The 25,322-nt window shown below is 70.3% G+C and carries 27 protein-coding genes; 16 read left to right on the top strand and 11 right to left on the bottom strand.

What is annotated here, in order from left to right:
- The first annotated feature begins 126 nt into the window (after positions 1-126).
- The 5 genes from OG496_RS18415 (at position 127) to OG496_RS18435 (ending at position 4,012) form a co-directional block, all read left to right on the top strand.
- The gene (locus tag OG496_RS18415; RefSeq protein WP_405971613.1) at positions 127-1,107 is read left to right on the top strand and encodes a helix-turn-helix transcriptional regulator; all 981 of its coding nucleotides are present in this window, start codon (positions 127-129) and stop codon (positions 1,105-1,107) included.
- A gap of 217 nt (positions 1,108-1,324) precedes the next feature.
- On the top strand, positions 1,325-1,846 hold the full coding sequence (locus OG496_RS18420; RefSeq protein ID WP_366491402.1) for a DUF4240 domain-containing protein: 522 nt from the start codon (positions 1,325-1,327) through the stop codon (positions 1,844-1,846).
- Between the two features lie 75 nt (positions 1,847-1,921).
- Positions 1,922-2,449, top strand: a complete 528-nt coding sequence (locus OG496_RS18425) for a carboxymuconolactone decarboxylase family protein (protein WP_405971614.1) — start codon at positions 1,922-1,924, stop codon at positions 2,447-2,449.
- A gap of 207 nt (positions 2,450-2,656) precedes the next feature.
- Complete coding sequence (locus tag OG496_RS18430) at positions 2,657-3,136, top strand: hypothetical protein (RefSeq protein ID WP_405971615.1); 480 nt, start codon at positions 2,657-2,659, stop codon at positions 3,134-3,136.
- Positions 3,137-3,190: 54 nt separating this feature from the next.
- A complete protein-coding gene (locus tag OG496_RS18435) occupies positions 3,191-4,012 on the top strand; it encodes a S1 RNA-binding domain-containing protein (protein ID WP_405971616.1) in 822 nt (273 codons plus the stop codon).
- A gap of 74 nt (positions 4,013-4,086) precedes the next feature.
- Here OG496_RS18435 and OG496_RS18440 read toward each other — a convergent pair whose 3' ends face one another.
- Together OG496_RS18440 and OG496_RS18445 are read right to left on the bottom strand one after the other, a co-directional pair.
- On the bottom strand, positions 4,087-5,430 hold the full coding sequence (locus OG496_RS18440) for an IS630 family transposase (RefSeq protein ID WP_405971617.1): 1,344 nt from the start codon (positions 5,428-5,430) through the stop codon (positions 4,087-4,089).
- A 45-nt stretch (positions 5,431-5,475) separates the two neighbouring features.
- A complete protein-coding gene (locus tag OG496_RS18445; protein ID WP_405971618.1) occupies positions 5,476-5,706 on the bottom strand; it encodes a hypothetical protein in 231 nt (76 codons plus the stop codon).
- A 139-nt stretch (positions 5,707-5,845) separates the two neighbouring features.
- Between OG496_RS18445 and OG496_RS18450 the strand changes: the two genes are divergently transcribed.
- Positions 5,846-6,181, top strand: coding sequence for a hypothetical protein (locus OG496_RS18450; RefSeq protein ID WP_405971619.1), 336 nt, complete (start codon positions 5,846-5,848; stop codon positions 6,179-6,181).
- On the opposite strand, the gene OG496_RS18455 is transcribed toward OG496_RS18450, so the two are convergent.
- The 3 genes from OG496_RS18455 to OG496_RS18465 all read right to left on the bottom strand — a co-directional run bounded on the left by OG496_RS18455 (position 6,124) and on the right by OG496_RS18465 (position 8,395).
- Positions 6,124-7,038 carry a hypothetical protein gene (locus tag OG496_RS18455; RefSeq protein ID WP_405971620.1) on the bottom strand — a complete coding sequence of 305 codons (915 nt, stop codon included), beginning with the start codon at positions 7,036-7,038 and terminating at the stop codon, positions 6,124-6,126. The genes OG496_RS18450 and OG496_RS18455 overlap by 58 nt on opposite strands.
- A 266-nt stretch (positions 7,039-7,304) precedes the next feature.
- On the bottom strand, positions 7,305-7,616 hold the full coding sequence (locus tag OG496_RS18460; protein ID WP_405971621.1) for a DUF397 domain-containing protein: 312 nt from the start codon (positions 7,614-7,616) through the stop codon (positions 7,305-7,307).
- Complete coding sequence (locus OG496_RS18465) at positions 7,613-8,395, bottom strand: helix-turn-helix domain-containing protein (protein ID WP_405971622.1); 783 nt, start codon at positions 8,393-8,395, stop codon at positions 7,613-7,615. The genes OG496_RS18460 and OG496_RS18465 overlap by 4 nt, the downstream gene beginning before the upstream one ends.
- A 113-nt stretch (positions 8,396-8,508) precedes the next feature.
- On the opposite strand from OG496_RS18465, the gene OG496_RS18470 reads away from it, so the two are divergent.
- Together OG496_RS18470 and OG496_RS18475 are read left to right on the top strand one after the other, a co-directional pair.
- Positions 8,509-8,916 carry an ATP-binding protein gene (locus OG496_RS18470; RefSeq protein WP_405971623.1) on the top strand — a complete coding sequence of 136 codons (408 nt, stop codon included), beginning with the start codon at positions 8,509-8,511 and terminating at the stop codon, positions 8,914-8,916.
- Between the two features lie 55 nt (positions 8,917-8,971).
- On the top strand, positions 8,972-10,102 hold the full coding sequence (locus OG496_RS18475) for a lipid II:glycine glycyltransferase FemX (RefSeq protein ID WP_405971624.1): 1,131 nt from the start codon (positions 8,972-8,974) through the stop codon (positions 10,100-10,102).
- Positions 10,103-10,193: 91 nt separating this feature from the next.
- Here the strand turns inward: OG496_RS18475 and OG496_RS18480 are convergent, their stop codons facing one another.
- Positions 10,194-11,009, bottom strand: a complete 816-nt coding sequence (locus OG496_RS18480) for a peptidoglycan recognition protein (protein ID WP_405971625.1) — start codon at positions 11,007-11,009, stop codon at positions 10,194-10,196.
- A 188-nt stretch (positions 11,010-11,197) separates the two neighbouring features.
- On the opposite strand from OG496_RS18480, the gene OG496_RS18485 reads away from it, so the two are divergent.
- Positions 11,198-12,382 (top strand): MarP family serine protease, encoded by a 1,185-nt coding sequence (locus tag OG496_RS18485; protein WP_366491320.1) that lies wholly within the window; start codon positions 11,198-11,200, stop codon positions 12,380-12,382.
- A gap of 58 nt (positions 12,383-12,440) precedes the next feature.
- Here the strand turns inward: OG496_RS18485 and OG496_RS18490 are convergent, their stop codons facing one another.
- Positions 12,441-12,929, bottom strand: a complete 489-nt coding sequence (locus OG496_RS18490; protein WP_366491319.1) for a GNAT family N-acetyltransferase — start codon at positions 12,927-12,929, stop codon at positions 12,441-12,443.
- Positions 12,930-13,002: 73 nt separating this feature from the next.
- Here OG496_RS18490 and OG496_RS18495 point away from each other — a divergent pair, with 73 nt between their 5' ends.
- Entirely contained in the window at positions 13,003-13,899 is an 897-nt protein-coding gene (locus tag OG496_RS18495) for a TIGR01777 family oxidoreductase (RefSeq protein ID WP_405971626.1), read from the top strand.
- Between the two features lie 212 nt (positions 13,900-14,111).
- Positions 14,112-15,683, top strand: a complete 1,572-nt coding sequence (locus tag OG496_RS18500; RefSeq protein ID WP_405971627.1) for an NAD(P)/FAD-dependent oxidoreductase — start codon at positions 14,112-14,114, stop codon at positions 15,681-15,683.
- 93 nt (positions 15,684-15,776) lie between these two features.
- Here OG496_RS18500 and OG496_RS18505 read toward each other — a convergent pair whose 3' ends face one another.
- Positions 15,777-17,216, bottom strand: a complete 1,440-nt coding sequence (locus OG496_RS18505) for a regulator (protein WP_366491316.1) — start codon at positions 17,214-17,216, stop codon at positions 15,777-15,779.
- Positions 17,217-17,500: 284 nt separating this feature from the next.
- Between OG496_RS18505 and lipB the strand changes: the two genes are divergently transcribed.
- From lipB to OG496_RS18525, 4 genes are all read left to right on the top strand, one after another.
- A complete protein-coding gene (gene lipB / locus OG496_RS18510) occupies positions 17,501-18,298 on the top strand; it encodes a lipoyl(octanoyl) transferase LipB (protein ID WP_366491315.1) in 798 nt (265 codons plus the stop codon).
- A gap of 105 nt (positions 18,299-18,403) precedes the next feature.
- On the top strand, positions 18,404-19,369 hold the full coding sequence (lipA, locus tag OG496_RS18515; protein WP_327404627.1) for a lipoyl synthase: 966 nt from the start codon (positions 18,404-18,406) through the stop codon (positions 19,367-19,369).
- Between the two features lie 262 nt (positions 19,370-19,631).
- Positions 19,632-19,832 carry a hypothetical protein gene (locus OG496_RS18520; protein WP_327404626.1) on the top strand — a complete coding sequence of 67 codons (201 nt, stop codon included), beginning with the start codon at positions 19,632-19,634 and terminating at the stop codon, positions 19,830-19,832.
- A gap of 60 nt (positions 19,833-19,892) precedes the next feature.
- On the top strand, positions 19,893-20,600 hold the full coding sequence (locus OG496_RS18525; protein WP_366491314.1) for a DUF4191 domain-containing protein: 708 nt from the start codon (positions 19,893-19,895) through the stop codon (positions 20,598-20,600).
- Between the two features lie 84 nt (positions 20,601-20,684).
- Here the strand turns inward: OG496_RS18525 and OG496_RS18530 are convergent, their stop codons facing one another.
- The 3 genes from OG496_RS18530 to OG496_RS18540 form a co-directional block, all read right to left on the bottom strand.
- The gene (locus OG496_RS18530) at positions 20,685-21,194 is read right to left on the bottom strand and encodes a flavin reductase family protein (RefSeq protein ID WP_366491313.1); all 510 of its coding nucleotides are present in this window, start codon (positions 21,192-21,194) and stop codon (positions 20,685-20,687) included.
- A 569-nt stretch (positions 21,195-21,763) separates the two neighbouring features.
- Positions 21,764-22,939: an acyl-CoA dehydrogenase family protein gene (locus OG496_RS18535; protein WP_405971628.1), complete on the bottom strand. Its 1,176-nt coding sequence runs from the start codon at positions 22,937-22,939 to the stop codon at positions 21,764-21,766.
- A gap of 187 nt (positions 22,940-23,126) precedes the next feature.
- Positions 23,127-23,597, bottom strand: a complete 471-nt coding sequence (locus tag OG496_RS18540) for an RDD family protein (protein ID WP_366491311.1) — start codon at positions 23,595-23,597, stop codon at positions 23,127-23,129.
- Between the two features lie 198 nt (positions 23,598-23,795).
- Between OG496_RS18540 and glnA the strand changes: the two genes are divergently transcribed.
- The gene (gene glnA / locus OG496_RS18545; protein ID WP_019064482.1) at positions 23,796-25,205 is read left to right on the top strand and encodes a type I glutamate--ammonia ligase; all 1,410 of its coding nucleotides are present in this window, start codon (positions 23,796-23,798) and stop codon (positions 25,203-25,205) included.
- Positions 25,206-25,322 lie beyond the last annotated feature (117 nt).

A 25,322-nucleotide genomic window follows, 5' to 3' on the forward strand; every position in this document is an offset into this window, starting at 1 on the left:
TGGTCTTTCAGCCCGTCCGGCGTTTGAGGACGAGGCCGTTCAGGCCGAAGCGGGGGTCTGGGGGCGGCAGCCCCCAGTGATGGGACGGGTAGGGGTGGCGGGGGCGAGATCCCTCATCATGAAGGCATGCGCGCTGCCCGTCTCATCAAAATGGTGCTGCTGCTCCAGTCCCGGCCCTCGATGACCGCCGCCGAGCTGGCCCGCGAGCTGGAAGTCTCCGAGCGGACCGTCACCCGGGACGCGCAGGCACTGTCCGAGGCGGGCGTCCCGGTATACGCGGACCGGGGGCGGGCCGGCGGATATCGGCTCGTCGGCGGGTACCGGACCCGGTTGACCGGGCTGGGCCGTAGCGAGGCCGAGGCGCTCTTCCTGAGCGGGGTCCCGGGGGCGTTGCGCGAGATGGGGTTGGAGGATGCCGCGTCGGCCGCCCGGCTGAAGGTGTCCGCGGCACTGATGCCCTCCCTGTCGGATGCCTCGCGGGCGGCGGCCCAGCGGTTCCACCTCGACGCCCCCGGCTGGTTCACGGAGCCCAAGACACCCGAACTGCTCCCCGCCGTAGCGGACGCGGTCTGGGACGACCGGAGGCTGCTCGCGCGGTACCGGCGCGGGGACTCCGACGTCGAACGGGAACTGGAGCCGTACGGACTCGTCCTCAAGGCGGGGGTCTGGTACCTGTGCGCGCGGGTCGCCGCCAACCTCGATTCCTACCGGGTGTACCGCATCGACCGGTTCACGACGGTGGAACCGGGCGCAGAACGCTTCGTACGGGACCCGGATTTCGAACTTCCGGCGTTCTGGGACGAGCGGGCGGAGCAGTTCGCGCGGTCGATCCTGCGGGCCGAGGTGGTGGTACGGCTCTCGGCGGACGGCGCGCGAAGGCTGCCGTACGCCGTCGATCCGGCCGCCGCGCGGGAGGCACTGGAGGCTGCGGGCACACCGGACGCCGACGACGGGTGGGTGACGGTGACCCTGCCGGTCGAGTCCGAGGAGGTGGCCCACAGCCAGCTCGCGGGTCTCGGCCCGGACGTGGAGGTACTGGCACCGAAGAGTCTGCGGGCACGCTTCACGAACGACGCGCTACGGCTGGCGGCGCTGTACGGAACATGACCACCCGCTCCACCCCACCTGCCCACGGCACCTGCCCACCCTGCCGAAACGGCACGGCGACCGGCCGCGCTGCGCCCCCGCCCAGAGCCGACGACCGCACCACACCTCACTGGCCCTCACCGCACCGCACCGCCCATAACGATCTGCCCCGCTCCAGGTGACAATCCGCTGCACTCCACGTGCGCACCACCCCTCCAGGCCCGATGCTTGACCCGTGATGGACGAGACGGAGTTCTGGGAGTTGGTGGACGCCACCCGCGAGGCTGCCGAGGGCGACCCCGAGGAGCAGGCCGACCTGCTCGTCGACCGGCTTCTGCTGCTGGACCCGGAGCTGGTCCTGGACTTCGCCCGGCATTTCGAGGCCCGTTACAACCGCGCGTACACGTGGGACCTGTGGGGTGCCGCGTGGGTGCTGCTCGACGGCGCGAGCGACGACGCGTTCGACTTCTTCCGGTGCTGGCTGATCGGTCAGGGCCGCGAGGTGTACGAGGGTGCGGTGCACGACCCCGACTCGCTGGCCGAGCTCCTCGACGACTTCGACGACGAGATCGACGGCGACGGGGAGGAGCTGGGGTACGCGGCAGACGAGGCGTACGAGCAGCTGACCGGAGCCGTCGCCCCCGACCTGGGGATTCCGCCCGCGCCGGCCGAGCCGCTCGGGGCGCCGCTCAATCTGGAGAACGAGGCCGTGCTCGCGGAACGTTTCCCGAAGCTGCGGGAGAGGTTCCGGCAGGATTGACGGGGGTACGGCGATGGGTGCCCACCCCTCGACCGAGTCGAGGGGCTCGATCGACCAGATCCCAGTGAGGTCACCGTGGCTCGAATACCGTACCCGGAGCGTTCCGCCGAGGCCGTGGACGCGCTTCCCACCCCGTTGAACGCGTTCCGCATGCTCTCCCACGCCCCTGATCTGACAGGTCCGGCGATCGACCTGGGCATGGCCGTGCTCGGGTCGTCGATACCGGTGCGGTTGCGCGAGCTGGTGGTGATGTCGGTGGCGGCGCACACGGACTGCGCCTACGGGATCGTCCAGCACCGCCCGATCGCGCTCCACGCGGGGGTCACCGTCGACCAGTTGGCGGCGGTCGTCGAACTCCGGCGCGAGGAGGGCGAGTTCGACGAGGTCGAGTCGGTGATGCTGACGGCGACGGAGGAGCTGCTGGCCCAACACACGCTGGCGGACGCCACGTTGGAGACACTCCGCAAGCATCTGACCGACCGTCAGGTGGTCGAGCTGATCACGACGGTCGGGTACTACACGATGCTGGCCGGTCTGCTGAACGGGCTGGGCGTGGACATCGATCCGGTGGGCGAGAAGTACCTGGGCATGGGCCGGAGTTAGGACCTGTCCTGGCTAGGACCCGTCCTGGTCAGGACAGGTCCTGGTCAGGACCCGTCCCGCTTCCTCTGATTCCTCCGCTTTCCCGTAACGACGGGTCGACCCACGTGTCACAGCGGTGTCCTGATGCCACTGAGGTCAGAACAACTGCCCGGCCGCGCCCCTCCTATGGAGCGACAACACCCGCTCGGTCCACCCCTCGGAGGGGTCATGTTCCCGATCGTTCGCCCGCGTTCGATGATGCTGCTCGGCGCCGTCCTCATCGTCGTACTGATCGGCTCGGTGGTCGGCGCCCTGCTGCTGATCGGGGAGGACGCCGAGGGCAAGGAACTCAACGACCCGGATCCACAAGCCGTCAGCGAGGTCGCCGTCTGCTCGGACGTCAAGGTCCACGCCTGGCTCACCATGAACGTCGGGACCGTCGCCAAGCCCGACAACAAGAACGTCGACTACGACGTCGCCGCCACCGGCCACGACCGCGACCCGTTCGGTATCACCGCGGCCACGGGCTGCGAGGGCGCCTTCGGAGCCTTCGGGACCCGCGCGGAGTTCAAGACCCCCGGCCTGAACAAGGGCCGCCCGTTCCATGTGACCACCCCGGCCGACCGCCGACACGTCCTGGTCCTCCGCCTCACCCAGCACGCGGACGGCACGGTCACCAGCACCCAGGAACTGGTCGCCGCCCGTTGACGGCCGCGGCTGGATCAGGGTCGGCGCGCGGCTCCCCATGAGAGGCTGGACGGCATGGGGGCAGTGCCGGACGATCAGGCTTCTCGGGACTTCCTGGCCGGGATCCACGTCGGCGACCTGTGCAGCGGGACGGTCTCAGAGATCACGCGGTCGGACGGGGTGGCGGTGACCCTGGACGGGTTCCCCGCACGCCCGCTGGGGATCGTCTCGCAGGCAGACGTCTCCTGGCTTTGGAATGACGCCACGGCCCTGGAGGTCGGCCGGCGGATCACCGCTGAAGTGACGGCCGTCGACCCGGACGAGGGCCGGGTCCGGCTGGCGATGACCGCCACCGAGAACCCGGAGCTCTGGGCGTTCCTGGCATCGCGTCGGCGCGGTGAGATTCTCTCCGGGACGGTCGCGGCGATCGAGCGGTTCGGCGTGTTCGTGTCGCTGGACGACGGCCCTGACCATCCGGTCTTCCCCGGCGTCGGGTTCATCACGGTCGCCGAACTGTCGTGGCGGCATGTCGAAGCGATGTCGGACGTCGTGCACGTCGGACAGCACATCTCATGCGAGTTCCTCCAGTTCGACGACTGGAACGGAGAGGCGAGACTGTCCTTGAAGGCGATGCAGCCGGACCCTTTCACAGCGTTCGTCGAAGGGCTCGCGGTGGGCCAGAGGCTGCAAGGACAGGTCACCAAGTTGGTCCCGTTCGGCGCCTTCGTCCGGGTCGCCGACAGCGTTGAGGGACTGGTTCATCTCCGAGAACTCGCCTCGGCGCCTGTGGAGACTCCGGAGGACGTCCTCCAGGTCGGCGACGAGGTCACGGTCGTCGTCACCGAAATCGACCGACAACGGCGCAGGTTGGCTCTCTCCCGACGCCAGGCCTCATAAAGGCGGGACCTCGGCCCAACCCGGTGAACCCACACGGTCACAGCACTAGTGTGCTGCGCCAGAAATCCTGATGGTTAGTTCTGCTCGGTTTTCTGGCTGACGGTTCCGACCTTGGTGAGGTAGTCGGCGAGGGAGTTGAGGATCTCGTCGGCGGTCTTGGTCCAGGTGAAGGGCCGTGGGTTCTCGTTCCAGGTGTCGATCCATGCGGTGATGTCGTTCTCCAGGGCCTTCACGGAGGTGTGGACGCCGCGGCGGATGAGCTTGTCGGTCAGCAGGCCGAACCACCGCTCGACCTGGTTCATCCAGGAGGAGCCGGTGGGGGTGAAGTGGATGTGGAAGCGCGGGTGTCTGCTCAGCCACGTCTTGATCTCGGCAGTGTTGTGGGTGGCGTAGTTGTCGCAGACGATGTGGACGTCGAGTCCGGTGGGCACCGCCTTGTCGATCCGGACCAGGAACTTCTTGAACTCAATCGCACGATGACGGCGGTGGAGTTGGGATATGACGGTGCCGTCAGTGATGTTGAAGGCGGCGAACAGGCTGGTGATGCCGTGCCGCAGATAGTCGTGGGTCCGGCGTTCGGGCATGCCCGGCATCATCGGCAGGACCGGCTGCGAGCGGTCCAGTGCCTGGATCTGGGACTTCTCGTCCACACAGAGCACCACCGCCTTCTCTGGCGGGTGGTGGTACAGGCCCACGACGTCGACGACCTTGGCGACGAACCGCGGATCGGTGGACAGCTTGAAGGAGTCCTGCAGGTGGGGCTTGAGGTCGAACCGCTTCCAGATCCGGCCGATGGTCGACTTCGACAGGCCGGTGCGCTGCGCCATCGAGGCCCGTGACCAGTGCGTGTCCCTGCCCGGAGTGGACTCCAGGGTGGCCACGATGACTTCCTCGACCCGGTCGAGGAGGACCGAGGGCGGCCGGCCCGAGCGGGGCTCGTCGTGCAGACCGTCGAGGCGTTCGGCAACGAACCGGGCCCGCCAGCGGTCCACGGTCGACCTGTCGATGCCGAGGTCGGCCGCGGCCTGCTGGTTCGTCCCGCCCTCCGCGCAGCGCAGCACGATCTTGGCCCGCAGCGCGAGGAACTGGGCGGTCTTCGCCTGCCGCGCCCACTGCGTCAGCTGCCTGCGCTCAGCCTCGTCCAGGACCAGGTCGGCCTTCGGCCGGCCGATCCAGCCGGCGTCCTCAAGCCCGGCCATCCGCTCCGCGGCGAAAGCCCGCCGCCACTTGCCCACCGTCTTGGCCTGGACACCGACGACCCGCGCCACCCCCGCGTTTGACATGCCGTCAGCGCACGCCAGGATGATGCGGGCCTTCTCGGCCGAGCGCCGGTGCGGCAATTCCGTCCGGCGCACCAACTCGGCACGCTCGGCCTCGGACAGCGTGATCTCCACAGCAGAAGGCCCGGGATGCGACATGCCAACAGGGTAGTAACTAACCATCAGGATTTCTGGCGCAGCACACTAGGCGGCGCTCCGGCGGCGGGTCGAGTCCGTGGAGATGCAGGCCTGCGTCTGGTCGGCCCGTACCGCGTGGTGCATCGGGGCCGCGTTGGCCTGGTCGAGCGCGGAGGCCGTGACGGCGGCCGGGCCGAGGATCACGGTCGCGACCGCGCAGACCACCGCCCAGGGGCCGCGGGCGGACTTGGCCCAACCGGCCGACTTCTCCGTGGTGTTGGTGTGACTGCTGTTCATTTTCCCCACCTCCAGTCAGTGCGTGTGCATGACGATAGGGAGCTTGTCTCGGGGGACTCGGTGAGTTGCCTGCGAGAAACCTGTGAGCGCCGGTCGGGGCCGATCGAAGCCGATCGAGGGGTCGGATATCTTCACCGGCATGGAGCCACCCGCGTGCGACCACAAGGTCTTCGAGCATGACCGCGTCCAAATGCGGGTCGATCACGGGATCTTCGAGGTGTTCCGGCGGAATCGCATCATCAGCTCGTACCGGGCCCCGTTGAGCTGGCTGAAGGTACGGGCCGAGGCGCGCAGGGGCGACTTGACCCGGCTGCACTTCGGCCACGTCGAAGAGCTCGACGAACCGATCTACGCGAGCACGACCAGTTCCAGGCACGGGCTCGTCACCGTCGAGATCCAGACCACCGACGAGCCGCTCTACCGGGCGTTCTTCACGGAACTGGCCCACCTGTCCGACCGCCCGATCGCCTCATGACACACCCCTGACAGCGCGGCCCTCACCAACGCGATCCCGTTGAGCGACACGGGAGTTGGAGCCGGTGCCGAAGGTACCGGGCCCAGTCCCGCGCAGCGGCGGCAGATGCCCGTACGCACACCTCGCGGCAACGGGTCGCGGCACTCCCCGCACTCCGCCAAGGTCTCAACCGGCTTGCGTGGAGCGGCGATTGCCGGAGTCCGGGCTTCCAGGCGGTACGACACGAGGGCGGCCGGGGAGCGCACGGGGTGGGGCAGGTCGGCGGTGAGCGCCTGGTACAGGTCGGCCTCTGTCGCCCCGCGCGCCTGCCAGCGGGCGACGAGGGGCGTGAGCCGTTCGATCTCACCGGCGCCGAGACGCAGGGCGGGGGTGCGGTCGCCGAGGCGGGCCAGGAAGTTCGCGGCGCCGCGCTCCAACTCGCTTGGCGGCACGGGCTGGTTGGGGGTGTTCTCCTCGGTGTTCCCGCCCAGGGGGTATGCGCCGACGGCCTGGTCCGCCCCTGCCCCGACCGGCGGGTCCTGGTCACTCGGGCCGAACGCGGTGGCGATCTCTTCCGGTGTCCTCAACGCCACGTTGGAGACGAGCACTTGGGTGGACCACTGGCCGGTCTCGGGGTGCTGGCTGCGCCGGGTGTGGAGGTAACCCTCTTCCTCCAGTTGCCGCCGGGCCTTGCGGACGGCGAGACGGCCTTCCGGCATCTTCTCGCCGATGGACTGCACGGTCTCCCTCGATCCCTCGGGGAGGGACAGCGCCCACTGGAGGAGTCGAACGGCGGTCCCGTTGAGGCGGGGATGCCGGATGATCTCGTTCGGGGTCTGGGAGAAGAAGCGGGCAGGCGGGATAGCATGCTGCAGCATCGCGGTGGACCTCTGATCCACTAGTCGGTGTAGGCCCTCAGATTGGTGTTGGCGCACCGCTGAGGGCCGCTCCGTGTTTGACGCACAGAGGGTGAGGACGTGACTACTTTAGCGCCGACTGTGCGGCCAAGTTTACGAAAATCATCCATTCGTCCAGCGAAAACACCCCTTGCCGGACCCCGCCGGGGGACCCTCCCCGTGAAAGTGTGACACTTCGTGGCAGAGTGTCACACTTCTGGGGCCTACCTCCTGGGGGTGGGCGTGAGTCACTTCCCGGTGGCAAAGCCCACAAATGCCGCCCACTCGCCCAGCGAAAACGCCAGCGTGGGACCGGACTTGGCCTTCGAGTCACGGACGTGGACCGTGGGTCGGGCTGGTTCCAGGGCGACTTCGAGGCACTCTCCGCCCTGGCTGCCGCTGTACGTCGACTTCCGCCACTCCAGCGCGACTTCGAGGCAATCACCGCCCGCGTCTCCGCTGTACGACGACTTCCGCCATTCAAGGGCGACTTCGAGGCACTGCCCGCCGGCATCCCCGCTGTAGCTGGACTTGAACCACGCCAGATCTGCGGTGCTCATAGTTCGCCCACCAACCCCTCGATCAGCTTCGCGGACTCCCCCGGCGGGAGCGCCTGAGACCGGATCATGCCAAACCGCTGGAACATCGCGCTGACTTCTTCGCGATCTTCGACCACCAGGCCCCCGGCCTGCCCTTCAACGTACGCGACCCACTCCCGCTTGGGAGTCTCCAGCAGCGTCCACCCACCGTTGAACCCGGCGTGCGCCTCAACATCCGTCGGCATCACCTGAATCGAGATGTTCCGCTTCTCGCCGAGTTCCAGCAACCGCTCCAACTGCCCTTTGAGAACCGCCCATCCACCGATCGGCCGCCTCAAGACCCATTCCTCGATGACCAGCGCCAGCGACACGGGCGGCACGCGGGTGAGCAGCGACTGCCGTGCCAACCGGGCCTGCACACGGTGCTCGATCGTCTCGTCGTCCAACACCGGCACTCGCGCGCTCAACACGGCGCGCGCGTAATCCTCTGTCTGCACAAGCCCCTTGATGACATGGGTGTCGTACGACCACAGACTGACCGCCTCCGCCTCCCGCTCCACGTAGTCGTCGAACCACGACGGATACCGCCGCCGCTCCAGATGCTCCGCCGCCGCATCGATCGCAACCCGCGCATGCAAGAACTCCCCCGCCCGCGCGATGAATTGCAGGCTCGGCATCCGCTCGCCCCGCTCCACCATCGCCACCTGCGACGCCGAGTACCCCACATGCGCCCCGAACTGCTCCCGCGAACTCCCCTGCGCCTCCCGCAGCGCACGCGAGACCGCCCCGAACATCTTCATGCTCGAAGACCCCTCGACACCGTCCTGCACAGCCAACCCCCTTGCCCGCACACTCCCTTGTGTGCCTCCGAAAGTCCTGTTCAGGCTAGCCACATATAACCCACCGTGAGGGCATGCACACGCAATCGCCCCCTGAAGTGGTGCTCCAACTCCTCGCGGAACCAGAGGGGTTCGCCGCCGCGCGCCAAACCGTCCGGGAGCAGCTCACCGCCTGGGGGTACCCCGAACTCGCCGACGCCGCGACGCTCTGCGTCACCGAGATGCTCGCCAACGTCCACCGCCACGTGAAGTCCCCGGAGTGCGAACTGCACCTCCGCGTACTCCCGGAAGGCGGGGTTCGGGTGGCCGTCGCCGATCGTTCGCCGGAACTCCCCGTCTGGTACACCGAACCCGACTGGGATACGGAGTGCGGACGGGGGATCTTCCTGATCGCGTCCGTGGCGAGCCAGTGGGGTGTCACGCCCAGGCAAGGCCGACGCGGCAAGCAGGTGTGGGCGGAGTTCACAGCCGTGAAGTCTTGACCCGCCCGGTGAGCCCCGGCTTACGGTGGCCGCCGCCGAACAGGAGCGCGCGCCCATGACCAGCCCGTACGTGAAGGGGATCACCCGCGAGGAACACCTCGACCATCTCCGGCTGCACCCGGACGCGAGCCACCTCCAGATCCCCGAGTGGGCCGACGTGAAGCCCGACTGGACGGCGGAGAGCGTCGGTTGGTTCGAAGGCGAGGCGATGACCGCCGTAGCGCTCGTGCTGTACCGGGCGTTCCCCGGCACCGGGCGCTGTCTCGCGTACCTTCCCGACGGCCCCGCGATCGACTGGCACAGCCAGCGCCCGGAACGGTACCTGGACCCCCTGATCGCACACCTGGAGAAGGAGGGCGCGTTCTCCGTCCGCATCGGCCCGCCGCTCGTCGTCCGGCACTGGGACGCGGCCACCGTCGCGGCGGGCGTCGCCGACCCCTCCGTACGGCATCTGCGGGACCTGCCCACGGACGGCATCGACGGGTACGCACTGGACGCGGCGGAACGGCTCAGGCGGCTCGGGTGGCGCCGGTGCAAGGAGGAGGACGGGAGCGGGTTCGGGCTCGGGCAACCTCGCTACGGCTGCCAAATCCCGTTGGCAGGCCGGTCGGTGAACGAACTGCGCGCCGCCCTCTCCCCCCACTGGTTGCAGTCCTTGCAAACCGCCGAGGCCGGCGGCGTCGGGGTCTTCTGGGGTTCGGCCGACGACCTGCCCGCGTTCCATCGCCTGTACCGGGCGACAGCTGAGCGCGACGGCTTCAAGCCCCGCCCCCTGGACTACTTCCGCCGCATGTGGCAGGCGTTGAACGCCGAGGAGTCGGACCGCCTGCGGATCTACCTCGCCGAGTACGACGACGAGGTCCTGTCCTCCGCCCTGATGATCAGCACCGGCCCCCGCGTCTGGCACTCCTACCCCGCGTCCGGCCGCCGAGGCCGCGAACTCCGCCCCAGCAGCCTCCTGTTGTGGCGCATGCTCTGCGAGGCCCTGGACTCCGGCGCGGACACCTACGACCTCCGCTCCATCACCCCGTCCCTGATCGCCGACGACCGCCTGGTCGGCCGCCTCCTCTTCAAGACGGGCGCGGGCGGCCGAGCAGTGGAGTACCTCGGTGAGTGGGAACGCCCGGTGGGGAGTCAAGGGAAGGTCCTGCAACGGGCGTTGAGCATCTATCTCGGCCGCAGGTAGACCCCCTAGGGGCGCGGGGCTGTATCGATTTGCGGCTACCGCCGCGTGGGCGCGACCAGCCCCCACCGGGCCCGCACCCAACACTCGACCCTCAACGCCCCTGCAACCGCGCCGCCCGCTCCCGAACCTCCGGAAGCCGCGCCAACAGCGCCGCCCCCGGGCAACTCGTCATGTACCCGTCCTTGTGCCCCGCGAGGGCAGGCAGCGTGGCCGTCGTCCCGCTGGCGTACCGGCTGAGGCTGTTGCTGGACACCAGGCGCACCTTCACACGCGGGTCCACATCTGCGAGCCCCAGCTTCCAGGCGGCCAGCGCGGCGATCGCGTCGGTCATCGCCTTCGGCACCGCCATCCCCGCCGTGAACGTCCCGATCGCCGCGATCCCCGCCGTACGGTGATTGAACCCCTGCGTGTGCGCCCCCGTGACGGCCCGGTCGACACCCCCCGCCCGCCCCTCGTAGATCGTCCCGCAGTGGTCGACGAGGAAGTTGTACCCGATGTCGTCCCAGTCCCGGACCCCGGTCTGGCCGGCGTACAGGTAGCGGATGATGCGGGGCGCGTCCGCACAGTCGTACCCGTTCGGGGAGTCCGTGTGGTGGACGAAGACGGCGACGACCTTGTCGTCGTAGCGCGGCGGCGGCTGCGCGTGCCGGGAGAGGGCGTCCAGCCAGGCCGAGCGCGGCACGATGCGCGGCTTGGGCGCGGTGTGCCCGACCGACGCGAGGCGGGCCGCGACGGGTGGCCGTACGGCGGCGGTCGTGGCTCTGCGCCCGATGCCGTTCGCGCACAGGGCCAGCACCAGGACGGCGGCGAGACCGGGCAGGCAGGCCAGCAGAACGACCGCCGCGCGGGGTATTCGTACCCGCAGCCGTCGCCTCCGTGCACCCGGCGTTCTTCTCAGGACACGCATGGTCACACTCTCGGCCGGAAACACTCAGTCCGCGATGTGTGCTGTGCCACCCGGTGGAACCATCGTCCTGGTCCGGCACGTTTCTGGGGGTACACGCACGCGTGGTGGGTTCCCGGGGGCCACGCGCGCGTGACTGATCAACGGGCCCGTTCCTCGCGTACTAAGGGTTCCGAGAGAAAGGCGGCTCCGTGGACCTGCTCGACCTGCTGTTGTTGCTGGTGATCCTCGCCTACGCGGCGTCGGGGTACCGGCGCGGCCTCGTCGCCGGATGTGTGTCGCTCGCCGGGTTCGTGGGCGGTGCGGTCATCGGCGTGTGGGTGCTGCCGTGGGTGATGGACCTGGTGACTCCGGGGACGACGACGGCGACGGTGACCGCCGTGCTCACCGTGCTGACCCCGGCGGTGGTCGGGCACGAACTGGCGGGGCGGCTCGCCCTGAAGCTGCGCAAGGAGCTGGACCAGGGGCCGCTGCGGGTGGCCGACGGGATCGGCGGGGCCGCGGCGAACTCGGTGGCGGTGATGATCGTCGCGTGGGTGGCCGCGAGCGTGCTGGGCGCGTCCTCGTCCGCGACGGTCACGACGGCGATCCAGGACTCGACGCTGCTGGGCAGCGTGCAGAAGCTGATGCCGGACACGACCCCGACGTGGTTCTCGCGGGCCACCTCCGCGCTCACCGAGGCGGGCTTCCCGCAGGTATTCAACCCGTTCGAGAACGAGTCGACGGCCGAGGTCGCCAAGCCCACCGGCGACAGCGTCACGGCCGCCGCGACGAACGCCTCCAAGCGGAGCACCGTCAAGATCGAGGGCTCCTCGGGCACCCAGGGCCGCGAGGGCAGCGGCTTCGTGTACGCCCCGCAGCACGTGATGACCAACGCGCACGTGGTGGCGGGCATCGACGACCCGACCGTCCGCATCGGCGGGGTCGGGCGGTCGTACGAGGCGCGGGTGGTCCTCTTCGACCCGCAGAAGGACGTCGCCGTGCTGTACGTGCCGGGGCTGTCCGCGCCCGTGCTGAGCTTCGACGACAGCGCGGCGCGCGGCGACTCGGCCGTGGTGGCCGGTTATCCCCAGGACGGCGACCTGAACCTCCAGGCCGCGACCGTCGCCAACCGCGTGAACGCGACCGGCCAGAACATCTACAACAACGGGACGGTCACCCGCGAGATCTACTCGATCCGCTCCACCGTCCGCCCCGGCAACTCCGGCGGCCCCCTCCTGACCACCGGCGGCAAGGTCTACGGCGTCGTCTTCGCCCGCTCCACCTCGGACAACGAGACGGGGTACGTGCTGACGGCCGACGAGGTCTCCGGGGACGCGCAACGGGCGGCTACCGCGACGGCCCAGGTGGACACGGGCGACCTGGTCACGTCGTAGATCAAGCCCTACGTAGTCGTAGATCAAGTCCTACGTCAGTCGTAGATCAAGCCCTGCGTCAGAGGGCGCGGCCCATGAAGACGTCGTCGACGTACTTCCCGTCGAGCAGGAACTCCTCGGGCAGTACGCCCTCGACGGCGAACCCCTCGGCCTCGTAGAGCCGCCGCGCGGGTGCGTTGTGCCCGAGCACGCGCAGCGTGAGCCGGCGTGCGCCCCGGCGCCGGGCCTCCTCGACGGCGGCCCGGACCAGCGCCCGGCCGACCCCGTGTCCCCGCGCCTCGTCGGCGACGGCGAGCCCCTGGATCTGCCGGACGTGCGCGTTGCAGGCCAGCTCGGTAGGGAAGGCCAGCCGGATGTAGCCGACGATCCGGCGGTCCAGTTCGGCGACCAGATGGTCGTCGGGCGCGTGCCGCTCGTCGAAGAAGGGGGCGTACGGCGGCTGCGGGCGGGGCATGACCGCGTGCAGGTGGGACCAGGTGGCGCGGTCCAGCGCGCCGAGTTCCTCGTCGTCGTCGGGCAGGGCTGTGCGTATGTTCGGCTCGGACATGTGGGCCAGGGTACGGCGGGGGCGGCGCTGTCCTCATGGGGGTTTTATGGATCAACGAGGCAGGATGGGTGCCATGGAACGCTCGCGAATCGCGGTGACCGGCGCCTCCGGTCTCATCGGCAGCGCACTGGTCCGGTCCCTGACCGCGGACGGGCACGAGGTGGTGCGCCTGGTGCGGCGCGGCGCCCGGGGCGCGGACGAGGTGTGCTGGGACCCCGAGGGCCAGTACGTGGACGCGGCCGGGCTCGACGGGTGCGACGCGGTGGTCAATCTCGCCGGTGCGGGGGTCGGCGACCACCGTTGGACGGACGCCTACAAGAAGCAGGTCCGGGACAGCCGCGTGCTCGGCACGGCGGCCCTCGCGGAGGCCGTGGCCGCACTGGACCGGCCGCCGCGGGTGTGGGTGAACGGCAGCGCGATCGGCTTCTACGGCGAGACGGGCGACCGTGCCGTGGACGAGGAGGCGCCGCCCGGGGACGGTTTCCTGCCCTCGCTGTGCGTGGAGTGGGAGGAGGCCACGGCGCCCGTGCAGGAGGCGGGCGTACGGACGGTGTTCGCGCGGACCGGGCTGGTCGTGGCGCGTGAGGGCGGGGCGTGGGCCAAGCTGTTCCCTCTCTACAAGGCGGGACTCGGCGGGCGGTTCGGCAACGGGCGGCAGTACTGGTCGTTCGTCGCGCTGCACGACGAGGTGGCGGCGATCCGGCATCTCATCGACACGGACGGGCTGTCCGGCCCCTTCAACCTCACCGCGCCGAACCCGCTGACGAACCGTGAGATCTCCGCGGCCATGGGGCGTGTGCTGCGCCGCCCGTCCCTCTTCACGGTGCCGGCGCCCGCGCTGAAGCTGGTCCTCGGCGAGATGTCGGGGGATGTGCTGGGGAGTCAACGGGTGCTGTCGAAGCGGCTGTTGGAGTCGGGGTTCACGTTCGCGTTCCCGGAGATCGAGGGGGCGATCCGGGCGGCGCTGTGAAAGCCGAGCGAAGGGCGGGTGCGCGGCGATGACCGTTCGACCCCCGATGATGACGCTCGGCGACCGTATGCGACCGCCGTGCGACCGTGCCCTGCGTATGCGCGACTGCCCTTGACCGATCACGGCCCTAACCTCGACCCGAACTCGGGTATCCCTGGAGGCTGTTGGGGGCATGACGACTCCACCGGCCGCGCAACCTCTAGGAGGGGCACGTGCTTGAGCCCGCGTACCAGGCGGACGTCGTCGTCGTGGGAGCCGGGGTCGCCGGACTCGCCGCGGCGCATCGGCTGATCAGCGCAGGAGTAACGACCGCAGTCCTGGAGGCCGCCCCTTACGTGGGGGGCCGTATGTCGACCGAGAAGGTCGACGGCTTCCGGCTCGACCGGATCGGACAGTTCCTGTCCACCGCATACCCCGAACTACGCCTCACCCCGGGCCTCGACGCCCTGGTGCTGCGCCCCTTCACCCCGGGGGTCCTCCTCCACAGCGACGGCCGCCACCACCACGCGGGCACCCCGGCGCCCGGAGGGAGCGCGTGGGGCGCATTCCACGCGGTACGCGCCCTGGCGAGCGCCCCTCGGGTGGGGGCGGTACCCAGGGTGCGTACGGGGTCTCCGTGGGGCGGGGCGGGTGCTTCCGGGAGCGGGCTGACGTTCAGGTACCGGTTGGGAGCCTCCCGTGGCGGACCGGCGCTCAGGGACCGAACGGGTCCCTCTCGGGGCGGGCTGACGCCCTGGAACCGGGCGGACTCCTCCTGGGGCGGGCCCGCGCTCAAGGACCGGCCCGAGGTCACCCCGGGCTCCTCGACCGTGCCCAGGCCCCGCTCCACCGCCCCCCTCGGCGGCCCCGTCGACCAGGCCCGACTCGGCACCGCGCTGACCCGGTTGGCGAGCACACCGGTCGAACGCATCCTGTCCCGGCCCGAGTTGGCGGCCGGGCAGGCGCTCGCCGCCCGCGGGGTGCCCGCGCGGACCATCGACGGCTTCCTGCGCCCCCTGCTCGCCGCGCTGCTGTGCGACCCGGAGCTGACGACCTCCAGCCGGTGCGCGGACCTCGCGCTGCGGGCCTTCGCGGGCGGGCGGCTGTGTCTGCCGGAGGGCGGCGCGGAGATGCTGCCCGAGGTGCTCGCCGCCGCGCTGCCGCCGGGCACCGTGCACACCGGCGTGCGCGTGACGGCCGTATCGACGACGTCGGTGACCACGGCCGAGCACGGCGAGATCCGTTGCCGGGCGGTCCTGGTCGCGACGGACGCGCGCGCGGCGGCCGAACTCCTGCCCGGCCTGCGCGTACCGGACTTCCACCCGGTGACGGTGGTCCACCACACGGCCGACGACCCGCCCACGACCGGAGCCGCCCTCCTCCTGGACTCCGACCGCGGTGGCCCGGTCGCCCACACGGCGATCGTCAGCGAGGTCGACCCGAGCCGCGCACCGGCAGGCCGCGCGCTCGTGTCGTCGACGGTCCTGGGCCCTCCCCCACCGGACGTCGAGACCGCCGTACGCATGCATCTGTCCCGCCTCTACGGCACCTCGACCACCCGTTGGGAGACCCTCGCCGTGCACCACACCGCCACGGCCGTGCCCGTCATGCGGCCACCGCACGATCTACGGCGCCCCGTACGCCTGTTGGCCGGCCTGTACGTGTGCGGCGACCACCGGGACACGAGCACGGTCCAGGGAGCCCTGCACTCGGGTCACCGAGCGTCGACGGCGATCCTGGCGGACCTGGGCGCGGCGGCCCCGATGCACCGAGCAGACCCGGTCCCGACAACACAGGCCGCCTGAGATCTTTCAGGGGCGCGGGGCCGTATCGATGTGCGGCTCCGCCGCGTGGGCGCGACCAGCCACAACGGAGCCGCACAGTCGCGCCCACCCACCTCACCCGAAGGCCGCGACCTTGTCGCGATACCCCCGCACCGGCGCCGCGTCCTTGTACGGCTCAAGCCGCCGCTCGAAGTCCCGCACATACTCGACCGCCCGCACGGACCGCATCTCCACGGCCTGCCCCGCCGCCTCCGCCCCCAACGCACAGGCCTGGTCGAGCTCACCGAGCCCGAGCCGGGCGGAGGCGAGAACGACCCGGCAGAACAGCCGGCTTCGGGCGAACGCAGGCGCCCGCAACTGCAGGGAACGTTCCGCGTGTTGGGCAGCCGCCCGGAACTGCTGCAGATCCCGATGCGCGTGCCCGAACTCGTCGGCGAGCTGCGCCTCGTCGAAGAACCGTGCCCAGTACGGCACTTCGTCCCCGGCGCGCGCGGTTTCGAGGGCGCGTTCGGCCCGCACGAGCGCGGAGGTGCACGCCCGCACCTCCCCGAGCACCCCGTGCGCCCGCGCCTCCACGGAGTGCAGCAGCGCCTGCACGACGGGCGGCGCGCTGGTCCCGACCCCCTGCTGCGCGACCCGCGCGAGCTGTACGGCCTCCCGTCCGTGCCCGAGATAGACGGCCTGCCGGCTCATGGTCATGAGCACGTACGAGCCGTAGGCCCGGTCCCCGGCGGCCTGCGAGAGCCTGAGCGCCTGCACGAAGTACCGCTGGGCGAGCCCGTGCGCGGCGATGTCGTACGAGGTCCAGCCCGCGAGCCGGGTGAGGTCGGCCGCCGCGGCGAACAGGCGCCGGCCGGTCTGCTCACCGTAGGTGCCGCGCAGCATCGGCTCGGTCTCGTGCTCCAGGTAGCGCACGAGGGCCTGCCGGGCGTGGCCGCCGCCGTAGGCGTTGTCGAGGGTGCGGAAGAGTTCGCCGACCGAGCGGAGGGCGGAGATGTCGCCGCCGGTGACCTTTTGGCCGGGCCCGCGCTCGGCGGCCTGACCGCGCTGGCGGGGGACGGCGGGGCGGCCCTGCGGGGGCACGCGGTTGGCGGGTTCGGCGCGGCCGACGCGGTCGTCGGCACGGCCGATGAGCCAGTCCCGGCTGGGCACCACGAGCCCGGCCGGGGTGAAGGCGATCTTGCGGAGCTCGGCGTGGCTGCCGGAGTCCTTGCGCCACAGCCCGCTGACGATGTCGACGGCCTCCTCGGGGGTCGCGGCGAATTCGAGCCCGGCGTACACCGGCGCACAGGCGTCGAGCCCGAGGTCCTGGGCGGTGAGCCGGCGGCCGAGCCTGCGGGTGAAGACCTCGGCGATGAGGGCGGGCGTGGTGCCTCTGGGCTGCTGTCCGCGCAGCCACCGGGTGACGGATGTCTTGTCGTATCTGAGATCGAGTCCGTGCTCCAGACCGAGCTGGTCCACGCGACGGGCGAGACCTGCGTTGGAGAACCCCGCTTCTGCGATGAGCGCGGCGAGCTGACGGTTGGGAGTGCGCTGCGCGGGTCGTTCCGTCATCTGCGGTGCGGTCTCCTGCCTTTCGGGCCCCAACAGAGGCCGATGCGGCCACTGCCTGCCCGGATTGCCTGTGAGCAGCCCTTTTGGCCTCGTGAACGGCGCGAATGTAGCGGAGCGTAAGCATCCCGTCGCACATTCCGACGTGCATTCATCCGATCGTGTGAGGATTGGTCGTAGGGCTGACGGTCCCGGCCGCCCGGAGCGCTGTCAGCGGTCGGTCGTACAGTGGCGTAGGCATGTTTCGTGCCTTACGACTCATAGGTGCTGCTGAGGAGGCGCTTGCCGTGGGTGAGTTGCGGTTCGTCCGGATGGGCTTCGGCGCGGACGCCGTCGAGTACCAGGAGGCGTGGGACGAGCAGCGCCGGGTGCACGCGGCCCGCTTCGCGGACGAGGTCCCCGACACCGTGCTACTGCTGGAACACCCGCCGGTCTACACGGCGGGCCGCCGCACCCAGGACAACGAGCGCCCGCTGGACGGCACCCCGGTCATCGACGTCGACCGCGGCGGCAAGATCACCTGGCACGGCCCGGGCCAGCTCGTCGGCTACCCGATCCAGCAGTTGCCCCGCCCGGTGGACGTCGTCGCGCACGTACGACGCCTGGAGGAGGCGCTGATCCGGGTGTGCGCGGAGTTCGGCGTGGAGACCAGCCGGGTCGAGGGCCGTAGCGGCGTGTGGATCCTGGGCGACCCGGTCGAGCAACGTCCGTCGATCGGCGGCCTGTCCCTCGACTTCGACCCCCGTCTGCACGACGAGGAGTTCGACCCGCGGATGAACGGCCCGGAGTACGCCCCCTCGAACGCCGGCCAGCGCCGCGAGGACCGCAAGATCGCCGCGATCGGCATCCGCGTCGCCAAGGGCGTCACGATGCACGGCTTCGCCCTGAACGTGAACCCGGACAACCGCTGGTTCGACCGCATCATCCCGTGCGGGATCCGCGACGCGGGGGTCGCCTCCCTGGCCGCCGAGCTGGGCCGCGACGTGACGATCGACGAGGTGCTGCCGGTGGTGGAACGGCACCTGAAGGACGTACTGGAGCACGCGGACCTGAAGCCCCGGGAGATCGAGAAGGCGACCGCCTGACCCGGGAATGTGACTTTCCGCTCTGAGGTTGGCCTCAAGGCGGGGGTCGGAAATCACGGGCGTACCCTGGTGTACGCCGAAGAATCGAAGCTACAGGGAGCCGATGTGTCCGCAGTCGCACCCGACGGACGCAAGATGCTGCGCCTGGAGGTCCGGAACGCCCAGACCCCCATCGAGCGCAAGCCCGAGTGGATCAAGACCCGGGCGAAAATGGGTCCCGAGTACACGAAGATGCAGGCGCTCGTGAAGAGCGAGGGTCTGCACACGGTCTGCCAGGAAGCCGGCTGCCCCAACATCTACGAGTGCTGGGAGGACCGCGAGGCGACCTTCCTCATCGGCGGCGACCAGTGCACGCGGCGCTGCGACTTCTGCCAGATCGACACCGGCAAGCCCGAGGCCCTGGACCGCGACGAACCGCGCCGGGTCGGCGAGTCCGTCGTCACCATGGACCTCAACTACGCCACGATCACCGGCGTCGCCCGCGACGACCTGGAGGACGGCGGCGCCTGGCTGTACGCGGAGACGGTCCGCCAGATCCACCAGCAGACGGAGTCCCGCGAGGCCGGCCGCACCAAGGTGGAGCTCCTGGCCCCCGACTTCAACGCGGTCCCGGAGCAGCTCGCCGAGGTCTTCTCCTCCCGCCCCGAGGTCTTCGCGCACAACGTCGAGACGGTCCCCCGCATCTTCAAGCGCATCCGCCCCGGCTTCCGCTACGACCGCTCGCTCAAGGTCATCACCGAGGCCCGCGACTACGGTCTGGTCACGAAGTCGAACCTGATCCTCGGCATGGGCGAGACCCGCGAGGAGGTCAGCGAGGCGCTGCGCCAACTGCACGAGGCGGGCTGCGAGTTGGTCACCATCACGCAGTACCTGCGGCCGTCCGTACGGCACCACCCCGTGGAGCGCTGGGTGAAGCCGCACGAGTTCGTCGAGCTGAAGGAGGAGGCCGACCAGATCGGCTTCTCCGGTGTCATGTCCGGCCCGCTGGTGCGCTCGTCGTATCGTGCCGGGCGCCTGTACCAGATGGCGATCGAGAAGCGGGGCGCGTACGTGGCCTCGCAGGCGGTGTGACCCGGGCCTGCCCCGGTCCGCCTACAGCTGTGTGAATTCGCGCACAAGTAGCTACTCGCGGGTAGCACCCCGCTACGACGCGGTCCTGACCGTCCTCCCAGTTGAGGGCGTCCATCAGGGCCGCGTCAGCGTTTCGGCCCCGCGCATCAAGGCTTCATTGGTGTTTGACCGGTCGGTCACGCCCTGGTAACACCAAACAGTGACAATGGATTTACAGCACGTAGACCCATACCCAGAGCTGTTCCGAGGGGGGACCTCCACGATGCAGGCCGCGCCCGTCCGTGCCACCGCCATCCCGTCCGTCACCGACGCCCTGCGCGCGGTCGAGTCGCTGCTGCTGAGCAGCGGCCAGCGCACCGCCCGCCGCAACGCGTGGACCTCCGTCCTGGAGGACCGCCGCCGCGCCAAGGACCGGGTCGAGGCACAGCTCGTCATCGAGCAGGCCCTGATCTCGCACTCCTGAATCCCCACCCTGCGGGCACCGCCGTCGTCGGCGCTCCCGCGGGCACGTAGACTTCCTCGCATGGCGAGGAAGGACACGACAGCGGAAAACGCTGCGAACCCCGGGCGACTCAAGCAGATCGCTCTGACGTACAAGATGACGCGCAAGGCCGACAAGACGATCGGTCTTGTACTCGCGGCTGTCGGAATTGCCACCTTCGGTGTCTTCCTCGCGATCGGCTTCTTGCTCGGTCACCCCATCTATCTGGGCATTCTCGGCCTGCTGCTCGCCTTCCTCGCGGCGGCGATCGTCTTCGGACGACGCGCCGAGCGGGCGGCCTTCGGGCAGATGGAGGGCCAGCCGGGCGCGGCCGCGGCGGTACTGGACAACATCGGCCGGGGCTGGACGACGACTCCGGCGGTGGCGATGAACCGCAGCCAGGACGTGGTGCACCGCGCGGTCGGCAAGGCCGGCATCGTCCTGGTCGCCGAGGGCAACCCGAACCGGGTGAAGTCCCTGCTGGCCGCCGAGAAGAAGAAGATGAACCGCATCGTCGCGGACGTCCCGGTGCACGACGTGATGGTCGGCACGGCCGAGGGCCAGATCCCGCTCAAGAAGGTCCGCACGACGATGCTGAAACTCCCGCGCGTCCTGACCGGCCCGCAGGTGACGGCGACCAACGACCGCCTGCGCGCGATGGGCGACCTGATGAGCAACATGCCGCTCCCCAAGGGCCCGATGCCGAAGGGCATGAAGCTGCCTAAGGGCGGCGGCGGCAAGGCCCGCTGAGCCTGCACACACGGCTTGCATGGCTCTACGACGGAGGGGCGCCCGGATCAGTCCGGGCGCCCCTCCGTCGTAAGCCGATCCCCGTCAGGCCAGGGTCCTGAACCCCCGGTCGTAATACACCATCGGGGACCCCTCCCCCAGTCGCACTCCCGTCACCCGGCCGATCAGGACCGTATGGTCCCCGGCCGGGTGACGTGCGTGGGCGGTGCAGTCCAACTCGGACAGGGCGCGGTCGACGGTGGGCAGGCCGTCGGGGCTGGTGCGCAGGCCGCCGGAGGCGAACTTGTCGCCGCCCTTGGTCGCGAAGCGCACGGCGAGCGGGCGGTGAGCCGGGGCCAGCACGCTCACGGCGAAGCGGTCGCAGTGCCCGAACGACGGCGCCGAGTCGGCGGAGTTCGCCAGACAGACCAGGACCATCGGCGGCTCCAGCGAGACCGAGCAGAAGGAACTGGCCGTGAAGCCGCGCGGGGTCCCGTCCTCGCAGCACGTGGTCACGACCACGACACCCGAGGGGAACCGGGCCATCGCCGCCCGGAACTCCTCTGGCGCCACAGTCGCGCGTGCTGTCTCCAGTACTTCCTGACGCTCCGGCATGACGGTGCACCACCTGTCGGGCCTCGCGGGAGGCCACCGCGGGTTCAGCAGCCTCGGGCCAGCCTCGGATGCGGCTCACCGACAGTGATCGGGACCGCCACCCGGGTCCAGATCGACTATGCGGGCAGGGTCGTGGACCGGCAACTGGGGCGAGGGTGGGGGTGGGGGGATCAGATCGGCGTATCGGCAACCGGGGCCAGGTTGAAACAGGGCCGAGATCGGGGCCGCGGCACGGCCAGGGCCGGAGCGGGGGTCGGAGCCGCGGCCAGGCTCGGACCCGCGCACCAGCATCCGGGATCGGGGCCGGCCCGAGGCCGGACGGCGGTGGGGGCCGGTCCAGACCGGGCCGAGGACGAGGTCGGGGCCGGAACTCGGACCGCGACCGGCACACCGGCAACCGGGGACGGGCCTCGATCGGGCCGGGACCGGAGCCGAGATCAGCGCTCCGACAACCGGGGACGGGATCGGGATCGGAGCCAAGCGCACCGGTCATCCGGGATCGGGGCCGGCTCGGCGCACCGGCAACCGGCGCCGGAACCGGCCCGGGGTAGGAGCCGGGCGGGGTCGGATCAGCGCACCGCACCCGCCCCCCGCTCCTCCCCGGACAACGCCCACGCACCGTATGCCGCGCCCGTCGTCTCGAAGGACAGGGCGACATGTGACGCGGCGCTGTTCACATCGCGCCAGAAGCGCTGCACCGGGTCGGAAGACGACTGCCCGGACGTGCCGCTGGCACGGAAGACGCGGTCTACCGCCGAGACCAACAACTCCACCGCCAGTGCCAGGTCCCGGGCGCCCCGGACCGCTGCCTCACCGCCCGGTGGGTACTTCTCCGCGCCGTCGGCGATCGCCGCCGTACGCAGGATCAGGAGTTCGGCGGCGTCCACCTCGGCGGCCGAGCGGGCCAGCGCGACCTGGGTCGAGGGCTTCTCGCCCACGGCCTGGCCGCGGCGGTCGACGCGCGCACCGGTCCGCGCGATCCAGGCCCGCAGCGCGCCCCGGGCCGCGCCGACCAGCGGGGCGGCGAACGGCAGGGCGTTCACGGCGTGCATCGGGACGATGTGGCAGCGGGCGTCCGAGGCGGGGGCCCGGCCCGCGTGCACCACCGAGCGGGCCAGGGTGCGGTGTTCGGGCACGAAGGCGTCGGAGAGGACCAGGGTGTCGCTGCCCGTCCCGCGCATCCCTACGGTGAACCAGCTGTCCTCGATCGAGAAGTCCGTGCGCGGCACGGCGAAGAACCGCACCTCGGGGCGTACGTCGGGGTCCTCGGGCCGCTCCGCCGGTACCGCCGCGCAGGCCAGTGCCCAGTCGGCGAAGTGCACCCCGCTGATGTACTTCCACTCACCGCTCAGCCGCCAGCCCCCGGCCACGGGCTCCGCCTTGCCGGACGGCATGAGCGCGCCGGCCAGCAGGACGTCGGGACCGTCCGCCCAGATCTCCGCCTGGCCCTCGGCTGGGAGGAACGCCGCGTACCGCCCGGCGTAGGCAGCCAGCGAGGCGGCCCAGGCGGCGGAGGTGCAGCCCTCGCCCACCAGGCCGACCGCGGAGGTCAGTTCGGAGAAACCACCGGCCTCGCCGCCATGGGCCACCGGTACGAAGTGCCGCGCGAACCCGGCGTCCAGCACCGCCCGGACCACCTCCGGCGAGAGCCGCCGCGCGGTCTCCGCCTCGTCCGTGTGCCGGGCCGCGATCTCCGCGACCCCCGGCGCCCGGGTCACGATCGTCGACTTGTCGCCTTCCGGCATCCTGCCCACCACCTCCGTCGGGAACAGGGAGTGTCCCCGGCCGGACCCGCCCTCGACCGCACCCCGGGCCGAGACCACCCGACCGGCACGGAAAAGAGGCACCCGGCACGGCGAAAGGGGGCGCCCAGATCGCTCCGGGCGCCCCCTTAGTCGTACGACTACTGCTTCCTTCTAGATCCGGTTCCTTCTAGATCCGGACCTCCACCGTGCGCGCCAACCGGTCGTGCAGCCCCCGTCCGTCCCGGTCCCAGATCAGGGCCGGGATCGCGATGCAGAGGAGGGCGGTGCGGAGCAGGGTGCGGAGGGGGTTGGGGCGGCCGGTGTCGAGGGCGTACACGCGGAGGCCGAAGAGGCGCTTGCCCGGGGTGAAGCCGATCGTGCCGACCGTGAGGGCGCTGAGGACGAAGAAGACGAGGAGGGCCCAGTTGCCGGTGGCCCCCGGCTTGTAGCCGTGGGTGAGCAGGCCGTATGCGATCAACAGGCACAGGGCCCAGTCGACGGCGAGGGCGCCGAGCCGGCGGCCCGGGCGGGCGATCGAGCCGGGGCCGTCCTCGGGCAGGCCCAGCTGCTCACCGCGGTAGCCGAAGTCGACACCTGCTCGCTCCGCGGCCTCACGGGGCCCGGAGAGCCATGAGCCGATTGCATCCCTGTTGTCCACCCGTCCACGGTACTGCCCGCGTTCTGCCATGCGGACAGGAGGGGCCAGCGGGCCCAAGACCGGTTAACCTGGGCGAAACAAATGGGTCACGCTTGAGAAATCCCCCGTCCCTAAGGTCGGGCCCAGCGTGTGCCACCGCACTGGCCGCACGAACGAACTACCACCCCGGCACGGACGGTCGGGAGTAGGAGGAGCTGGATGTTCCAGAACGCCGACGAGGCCAAGAAGTTCATCGCGGACGAGGACGTCAAGTTCGTCGACGTCCGATTCTGCGATCTGCCGGGTGTGATGCAGCACTTCACGCTGCCGGCGACGGCCTTCGACCCGGACGAGGAACTCGCCTTCGACGGCTCCTCGATCCGCGGCTTCCAGGCCATCCACGAGTCCGACATGGCGCTCCGCGCCGACCTGTCGACCGCGCGCGTGGACCCCTTCCGCCGCGACAAGACGGTCAACATCAACTTCTTCATCCACGACCCGATCACGGGCGAGCAGTACTCCCGTGACCCGCGCAACGTGGCGAAGAAGGCCGAGGCGTACCTCGCCTCCACCGGTATCGCGGACACCGCGTACTTCGGTCCCGAGGCCGAGTTCTACGTCTTCGACAGCGTGCGCTTCGAGACCAAGGCGAACGAGTCCTTCTACCACATCGACTCCGAGGCGGGCGCCTGGAACACCGGTGCGGTCGAGGACAACCGCGGTTACAAGGTCCGCTACAAGGGCGGCTACTTCCCGACCCCGCCGGTCGACCACTTCGCCGACCTGCGTGCGGAGATCTCCCTGGAGCTGGCCGCGTCCGGCCTCCAGGTCGAGCGCCAGCACCACGAGGTGGGCACCGCCGGCCAGGCCGAGATCAACTACAAGTTCAACACGCTGCTCGCCGCGGCCGACGACCTCCAGCTCTTCAAGTACATCGTGAAGAACGTGGCCTGGCGCAACGGCAAGACCGCGACCTTCATGCCGAAGCCGATCTTCGGCGACAACGGCTCGGGCATGCACGTCCACTCGTCGCTGTGGGCGGGCGGCACCCCGCTCTTCTACGACGAGGCCGGCTACGCGGGTCTGTCGGACCTCGCCCGCTACTACATCGGCGGCATCCTCAAGCACGCCCCGTCGCTGCTCGCGTTCACCAACCCGACGGTGAACTCGTACCACCGCCTGGTGCCGGGCTTCGAGGCGCCGGTCAACCTGGTGTACTCGCAGCGCAACCGCTCCGCCGCGATGCGTATCCCGATCACGGGCTCCAACCCGAAGGCCAAGCGCGTCGAGTTCCGCGCGCCCGACTCCTCCGGCAACCCGTACCTCGCCTTCTCCGCGCTGCTGCTGGCGGGCCTGGACGGCATCAAGAACAAGATCGAGCCGGCCGAGCCGATCGACAAGGACCTCTACGAGCTGGCCCCCGAGGAGCACGCGGGCGTCGCCCAGGTCCCGACCTCCCTCCCGGCCGTCCTCGACCGCCTTGAGGCCGACCACGAGTTCCTGCTCGCGGGCGACGTCTTCACGCCCGACCTGATCGAGACGTGGATCGACTTCAAGCGCACGAACGAGATCGCGCCGCTGCAGCTGCGTCCGCACCCGCACGAGTTCGAGCTGTACTTCGACGTGTGATCCAACCGATCGAACCGATCGTCGGGTGCCCCCGTCTCTCTTCGGAGAGGCGGGGGCACCGTCGTACGCAGACTGGTTCACGCAGACTGGTCTACGCAGACTGTTTTCCGGGAGGGG

The sequence above is a fragment of the Streptomyces sp. NBC_00988 genome (assembly GCF_045162645.1).
GTDB lineage: Bacteria > Actinomycetota > Actinomycetes > Streptomycetales > Streptomycetaceae > Streptomyces.